The organism is Streptomyces sp. SID486 (genome assembly GCF_009865385.1).
Taxonomy (GTDB): domain Bacteria; phylum Actinomycetota; class Actinomycetes; order Streptomycetales; family Streptomycetaceae; genus Streptomyces.
Map to the genome: position 1 here is coordinate 1 of NZ_WWJT01000431.1, position 7210 is coordinate 7210.

General features: G+C 71.6%; 5 protein-coding genes. 4 read left to right on the forward strand and 1 reads right to left on the reverse strand.

All coding sequences use genetic code 11. The features are described 5' to 3' along the window. Positions 1-247 precede the first annotated feature (247 nt). The 3 genes from GT045_RS20530 to GT045_RS20540 all read left to right on the forward strand — a co-directional run bounded on the left by GT045_RS20530 (position 248) and on the right by GT045_RS20540 (position 3746). Entirely contained in the window at positions 248-835 is a 588-nt protein-coding gene (locus tag GT045_RS20530; protein WP_161298542.1) for a sigma-70 family RNA polymerase sigma factor, read from the forward strand. Positions 836-998: 163 nt separating this feature from the next. After that, entirely contained in the window at positions 999-2507 is a 1509-nt protein-coding gene (gene guaB, locus GT045_RS20535) for an IMP dehydrogenase (RefSeq protein ID WP_161335042.1), read from the forward strand. Between the two features lie 114 nt (positions 2508-2621). Next, complete coding sequence (locus GT045_RS20540) at positions 2622-3746, forward strand: GuaB3 family IMP dehydrogenase-related protein (RefSeq protein ID WP_161298540.1); 1125 nt, start codon at positions 2622-2624, stop codon at positions 3744-3746. 156 nt (positions 3747-3902) lie between these two features. On the opposite strand, the gene GT045_RS20545 is transcribed toward GT045_RS20540, so the two are convergent. Beyond that, positions 3903-5111 carry a nucleotide sugar dehydrogenase gene (locus GT045_RS20545; protein WP_161335043.1) on the reverse strand — a complete coding sequence of 403 codons (1209 nt, stop codon included), beginning with the start codon at positions 5109-5111 and terminating at the stop codon, positions 3903-3905. A 280-nt stretch (positions 5112-5391) separates the two neighbouring features. Here GT045_RS20545 and GT045_RS20550 point away from each other — a divergent pair, with 280 nt between their 5' ends. After that, the gene (locus GT045_RS20550) at positions 5392-7098 is read left to right on the forward strand and encodes a glycerol-3-phosphate dehydrogenase/oxidase (protein ID WP_161294336.1); all 1707 of its coding nucleotides are present in this window, start codon (positions 5392-5394) and stop codon (positions 7096-7098) included. Positions 7099-7210: the final 112 nt, after the last annotated feature.

Consider the following 7210-nt stretch of genomic DNA (forward strand, 5'->3'; position numbering starts at 1 on the left):
GGCCGCAGCGGCGCACAGCCGCCGGCGGACCCCCGCAAGGGCGTGCGCAAGGCGGCCCGCCGGACGCGCGCTGCTCGTTTCGGCGCGGATGCCGCATCCTTGAGGTGTGGAGTCTCTCGGGGACGAGTCGGTCGAGCGGAAGGGGAGGGCGCAGGGGATGAGTGCCGGCGCACCTGCTCATAACGCTTCGGTGCACAACCACGAACACGATGCGACGGACCGGACGGCCGCAAGGCACCATGGACCGATGCGCGACGACGAGGCGGGCACGGCCCCTGGGGCGTTCGGCGCGCTCGTCCACCGTGCCGTCGACGGCGACCAGCAGGCCACGCACGACCTGCTCGCCCACGTCCACCCGCTGGCACTGCGCTACTGCCGTACCCGGCTGTCCCGGCTGCCCGGCGACGCGCGCCACTTCGTGGAGGACCTCGCCCAGGAGGTCTGCGTGGCGGTCCTCCTCGCCCTGCCCCGCTACCGGGACACCGGCCGCCCCTTCGAGGCGTTCGTCTTCGCCATCGCCTCCCACAAGGTCGCCGACCTCCAGCGCGCCGCGATGCGCCACCCGGGGTCGACCGCGGTGCCGTCCGACGAGATGCCCGAGCGCCCCGACGACTCCCTCGGCCCCGAGGAGCGCGCCCTGCTCAGCAGCGACGCCGAGTGGGCCAAGAAGCTGCTGGCCAACCTCCCCGAGAACCAGCGCGAACTGCTGCTGCTGCGCATCGCCGTGGGCTTGACCGCGGAGGAGACGGGACAGATGTTGGGAATGTCACCCGGTGCGGTCCGCGTGGCCCAGCACCGGGCGCTGAGCCGCCTCAGGGCGCTCGCCGAACAGTAACCACCCTGCGCCGGGCCGCCGTAGCTCCGGCACTGAACGGGCGCGCCCCCGTTTCCGTACGAACATACGAAGCCTGAAGCGACCCCGTACCGTGGAATTTGCTAGCGAGGCTTCCCGTTAGCATGGACATCCGCACCGAGCAAGGCCATTTGGGGAAGGTGTCATGACTGCCAACGTCGACGGAGTGCCCGGAAAATTCGCGACACTCGGGCTGACCTACGACGACGTGCTGCTGCTGCCGGGCCCGTCGGACATGGCTCCCGACGAGATCGACACCGCCTCGTACGTCTCCAAGAACGTGCGGGTCAACATCCCGCTGCTGTCCGCCGCCATGGACAAGGTGACCGAGTCCCGCATGGCGATCGCGATGGCCCGCCAGGGCGGCGTCGGCGTGCTGCACCGCAACCTCTCCATCGAGGACCAGGCCAACCAGGTCGACCTGGTGAAGCGCTCCGAGTCCGGCATGGTCGCCGACCCCATCACCATCCACCCGGACGCCACCCTCGCCGAGGCCGACGCGCTGTGCGCCAAGTTCCGCATCAGCGGCGTCCCGGTGACCGGCCCCGACAAGAAGCTCCTCGGCATCGTCACCAACCGTGACATGGCCTTCGAGAGCGACCGCAGCCGCCGCGTGCACGAGGTCATGACCCCGATGCCGCTGGTCACGGGCAAGGTCGGCATCTCCGGCCCCGAGGCCATGGAGCTGCTGCGCAAGCACAAGATCGAGAAGCTCCCGCTGGTCGACGACGAGAACGTCCTCAAGGGCCTGATCACCGTCAAGGACTTCGTCAAGGCGGAGAAGTACCCGAACGCGGCCAAGGACGCCGAGGGCCGGCTGCTGGTCGGTGCGGCGGTCGGCGTGGCCGGTGACGCCTTCGAGCGCGCCCAGGCGCTGATCGAGGCCGGCGCCGACTTCATCGTCGTGGACACCGCGCACGGCCACTCCCGCCTGGTCGGTGACATGATCGCCAAGATCAAGTCGAACTCCTCCGGCGTCGACGTCATCGGCGGCAACATCGCCACGCGCGACGGCGCCCAGGCCCTCGTCGACGCGGGTGCCGACGGCATCAAGGTCGGTGTCGGCCCCGGTTCGATCTGCACCACCCGCGTGGTCGCCGGCGTCGGCGTCCCGCAGGTCACCGCGATCTACGAGGCCGCGCTCGCCGCCAGGGAGGCCGGCGTCCCGGTGATCGGCGACGGCGGTCTGCAGTACTCCGGTGACATCGCCAAGGCCCTGGTCGCGGGCGCCGACACGGTCATGCTCGGCTCGCTGCTCGCGGGCTGCGAGGAGTCGCCGGGCGAGCTGCTGTTCATCAACGGCAAGCAGTTCAAGTCCTACCGCGGCATGGGTTCGCTCGGTGCCATGCAGACCCGCGGCGACCGCCGGTCGTTCTCCAAGGACCGCTACTTCCAGGAGGGCGTCGCCTCCGACGAGCAGCTGATCCCCGAGGGCATCGAGGGCCAGGTGCCCTACCGCGGTCCGCTGTCCTCCGTCGTCCACCAGCTGGTCGGCGGCCTGCGCCAGTCGATGTTCTACGTCGGCGGCCAGACGGTGCCGGACCTCCAGTCCAACGGCCGGTTCGTGCGGATCACCTCGGCGGGTCTGAAGGAGAGCCACCCGCACGACATCCAGATGACGGTCGAGGCGCCGAACTACAGCAGCAAGAAGTGATCCACGCGCGCGCGTGAGGCCGGAAAGGGCGGCCCCGGAGCATCCGGGGCCGCCCTCGCCGTGCCCGTCGGCGATACTGGAAGGCGCTGCAACGCATAGGGAAAGGCCACCAACGTGACTGAGATCGAGATCGGGCGCGGCAAGCGCGGCCGCAGGGCGTACGCCTTCGACGACATCGCCGTCGTCCCCAGCCGCCGTACCCGGGACCCGAAGGAGGTCTCGATCGCCTGGCAGATCGACGCCTACCGCTTCGAGCTGCCGTTCCTGGCCGCCCCCATGGACTCCGTGGTCTCCCCGGCCACCGCCATCCGCATCGGCGAGCTGGGCGGCCTCGGCGTGCTCAATCTCGAGGGCCTGTGGACGCGGTACGAGGACCCGCAGCCGCTGCTGGACGAGATCGCCGAGCTGCCGTCCGAGGCGGCCACCCGCCGCCTCCAGGAGATCTACGCGGCTCCGATCAAGGAGGAGCTGATCGGTGCCCGCATCAAGGAGGTGCGCGACTCCGGCGTGGTCACCGCCGCCGCGCTCTCCCCGCAGCGCACCGCCCAGTTCTCCAAGGCGGTCGTGGACGCGGGCGTGGACATCTTCGTCATCCGCGGTACGACGGTCTCGGCGGAACACGTCTCGTCCTCGCACGAACCGCTGAACCTGAAGCAGTTCATCTACGAGCTGGACGTCCCGGTGATCGTCGGCGGCTGCGCCACGTACACCGCCGCGCTGCACCTGATGCGCACCGGCGCGGCCGGTGTCCTCGTCGGCTTCGGCGGCGGCGCGGCGCACACCACGCGCAACGTGCTGGGCATCCAGGTCCCGATGGCCACGGCCGTCGCCGACGTCGCCGCGGCCCGCCGTGACTACATGGACGAGTCCGGCGGCCGGTACGTGCACGTGATCGCGGACGGCGGTGTCGGCTGGTCCGGCGACCTGCCCAAGGCGATCGCCTGCGGCGCCGACGCGGTGATGATGGGCTCCCCGCTGGCCCGCGCCACGGACGCCCCCGGCAAGGGGCACCACTGGGGCATGGAGGCGGTCAACGAGGAGCTGCCCCGCGGCAAGAAGGTCGACCTCGGCACGGTCGGCACGATCGAGGAGATCCTGACCGGCCCGTCGCACACCCCCGACGGCTCGATGAACGTCTTCGGCGCCCTGCGCCGTGCCATGGCCACCACCGGCTACAGCGAGCTGAAGGAGTTCCAGCGGGTCGAGGTGACGGTGGCGGACAGCCAGCACCGCCGGTAGCCGCCGCGGCGGCCCCGGAACAACGGCGAGGGCCGGTCACCCCGAGCGGGGTGACCGGCCCTCGGCATGTCCATACGGTGGCTGCCACCCGTCAAGACGCCGGCGCCGTTCCCCCGTGCCGACGGCTCCCCGGCCCCGCGCTCCCGTGCGCCTCCTTCACAGCCGGTGCGCCGCCCCCGTCGGTGTGGCCCCCCGCGTGTCCAGCAGCAGCTGCGCCTTCACCGAGAGGCCCTGGAGGTCGTACGTGCGGTGCTGCTGGAGCAGGATCGTCAGGTCGGCGTCGGCCGCGGCCTCGTACAGCGAGTCCGCGCGCGGGACCGGGCGCTCCAGGACCTCCCACTCCGGGACGTACGGGTCGTGGTAGCTCACGGCGGCCCCCAGCCCCATCAGCCGTACGGCGATCTCCTGCGCCGGGGTGCCGTGCTGGTCGGCGAGGTCGGGCTTGTAGGTGACGCCGAGGAGCAGGATGCGGGCCCCGCGCGCGGACTTGCCGTGTTCGTTGAGGAGGGTGGCGGCGCGCTGCACGACGTACCGGGGCATCCGGCTGTTGACCTGCTGGGCCAGCTCCACCATGCGCAGGGTGCGGGTCGCGTGCCCGGTGAGGTCCTGCGGGACGCCGTGTCCGCCGACGCCCGGACCCGGCCGGAACGCCTGGAAGCCGAAGGGCTTGGTCTCCGCGCACCGGATGACGTCCCACAGGTCCACGCCCAGCTCGTGGCAGAGGACTGCCATCTCGTTGACGAGCGCGATGTTCACGTGCCGGTAGTTGGTCTCCAGCAGCTGCACGGTCTCCGCCTCGCGCAGACCTCGCGCGCGCACCACCTTGTCGGTGAGCCGGCCGTAGAACGCGGCGGCGGACTCGGTGCAGGCGGGGGTGAGGCCGCCGATGACCTTCGGGGTGCTGGCGGGGGCGTGGCCGCGGCTGCCGGGGTCGACGCGGCTGGGGGAGTACGCGAGGTGGAAGTCGCGGCCGGCGCGCAGCCCCGAGCCCTCCTCCAGCAGCGGCCGCAGGAACCGCTCCGTCGTGCCCGGCAGCACGGGCGACTCCAGGATGACGGTGGTGTGCGGGCGGAGCCGTTCCGCCAGGGCGCGGGCAGCCGCCTCGACCTGGCCGAGGTCGAGCCCCCCGTCGGTGCCGCGCGGAGTGGGCGCGCAGATCACCGCCGTGCGCACCCGGCCGAGCTGGGCCGGGTCGGTGCCGGGCCGGAAGCCCGCCGTGTGCATCCGGCGCAGCTCCGCGGGGCTGAGCGGGCCGGCCTCGGGGCCGGTGGCGAAGCCGACGGTGGAGATGCCGGCTGCGACGGCGGCCTGGGCGAGCGGCAAGCCGTAGGGGCCGAGTCCGATGACGGCGAGGTCTGCGGGCATGCGTGGGCCGTCCTTCCCAGTAGCCGAAGCGGGACAGGTGCGCAACCGCTGTGGACAGCATGAGCGAGTGCAGTGTCAGACTAGGTACACATATGACCGTTCTGTGTGATTGTGTTTGTGTGTCTTCCCAGGGTTGTGCGTGAGTTGTCCACAGGCTGGGAGCCTGTGGTGGCTGAAGTCGGGCATCGCGGTCAGAATTTGGGCATGAGGAGGGAATGATCCGGGCTTCGCCCACCGGGTGCGGCCGACGCGAGCGAGTCTGCGACAGCGGGAGGCAGCGGTGAGGACAGCGACTCTGGGGCCGGCGCAGCGCGCCGAGGCACTGGCGGCGATGGCGGAGCGCGAACTGGACGTGCTGGTGGTCGGCGGCGGAGTGGTCGGGGCCGGCACCGCACTGGACGCGGTCACCCGCGGACTGTCCACCGGCCTGGTCGAGGCCCGCGACTGGGCGTCCGGCACCTCCAGCCGGTCCAGCAAGCTCGTCCACGGCGGACTGCGCTATCTGGAGATGCTCGATTTCGCCCTGGTCCGCGAGGCTCTCAAGGAGCGCGGCCTGCTCCTGGAGCGCCTGGCCCCGCACCTGGTCAAGCCCGTGCCGTTCCTGTACCCGTTGCAGCACAAGGGCTGGGAGCGGCTCTACGCGGGCTCGGGCGTCGCGTTGTACGACGCGATGTCCATGGCGCGCGGCCACGGCCGGGGTCTGCCCTTGCACCGCCACCTGTCGCGCCGTCATGCCCTGCGCGTGGCACCCTGCCTGAGGAAGGACGCCCTCGTCGGTGCCCTGCAGTACTACGACGCCCAGATGGACGACGCCCGGTTCGTCACCACGCTGGTGCGCACGGCGGCGTCCTACGGCGCGAAGGTGGCCAACCGTGCCCGCGTGACCGGCTTCCTGCGCGAGGGCGAGCGGGTGGTCGGCGCCCGGGTGCAGGACGTGGAGGGCGGCGGGGAGTACGAGATCCGCGCCAAGCAGGTGGTCAACGCCACCGGGGTGTGGACGGACGACACGCAGGCGATGGTGGGGGAGCGCGGCCAGTTCCACGTCCGCGCCTCCAAGGGCATCCACCTGGTCGTGCCCAAGGACCGCATCCACTCCACCAGCGGCCTGATCCTGCGCACCGAGAAGTCCGTCCTGTTCGTCATCCCCTGGGGCCGGCACTGGATCATCGGCACCACCGACACCGGCTGGGACCTCGACAAGGCCCACCCGGCCGCGTCCAGCGCCGACATCGACTACCTGCTGGAACACGTGAACTCCGTGCTGGCCGTGCCGCTCGGCCGGGACGACGTCCAGGGCGTGTACGCCGGACTGCGCCCGCTGCTGGCCGGCGAGTCCGACGCCACCAGCAAGCTGTCCCGCGAGCACACGGTCGCCCACCCGGCGCCGGGACTGGTGGTCGTCGCGGGCGGCAAGTACACGACCTACCGGGTGATGGCGAAGGACGCCGTCGACGAGGCCGTGCACGGGCTCGACATGCGCGTCGCCGACTGCGTGACGGAGGAGACCCCGCTGCTCGGCGCGGAGGGCTACCAGGCGCTGTGGAACGCGCGAGCGCGGATCGCCGCCCGCACCGGGCTGCACGTGGTCCGGGTGGAACACCTGCTCAACCGGTACGGCTCGATGACCGACCAGGTCCTGGACCTGATCGCGGCCGACCCCGCGCTCGGCGAGCCGCTGCACGCCGCCGACGACTACCTGCGCGCCGAGGTGGTGTACGCCGCCTCGCACGAGGGCGCCCGGCACCTGGACGACGTCCTCACCCGCCGCACCCGCATCTCCATCGAGACGTTCGACCGGGGAACCCGCAGCGCCCGCGAGGCGGCCGAGCTGATGGCACCGGTCCTCGGCTGGGACAAGGAGCAGATAGAACGCGAGGTCGAGCACTACGAGAAGCGGGTGGAGGCCGAGCGCGAGTCGCAGCTCCAGCCCGACGACCAGACGGCGGACGCGGCACGTCTGGGTGCGCCGGACATCGTGCCGCTCTAGCGGGAACCCCTCTCCGCCGCGAACTCACCCGAAGGAGTGGTCGCGGTCGGGATCCCCGCCGGGTACCGGGACGTTCCACCAGGTGCGGGTGCGGGTGCGGGTGCGGGTGCGG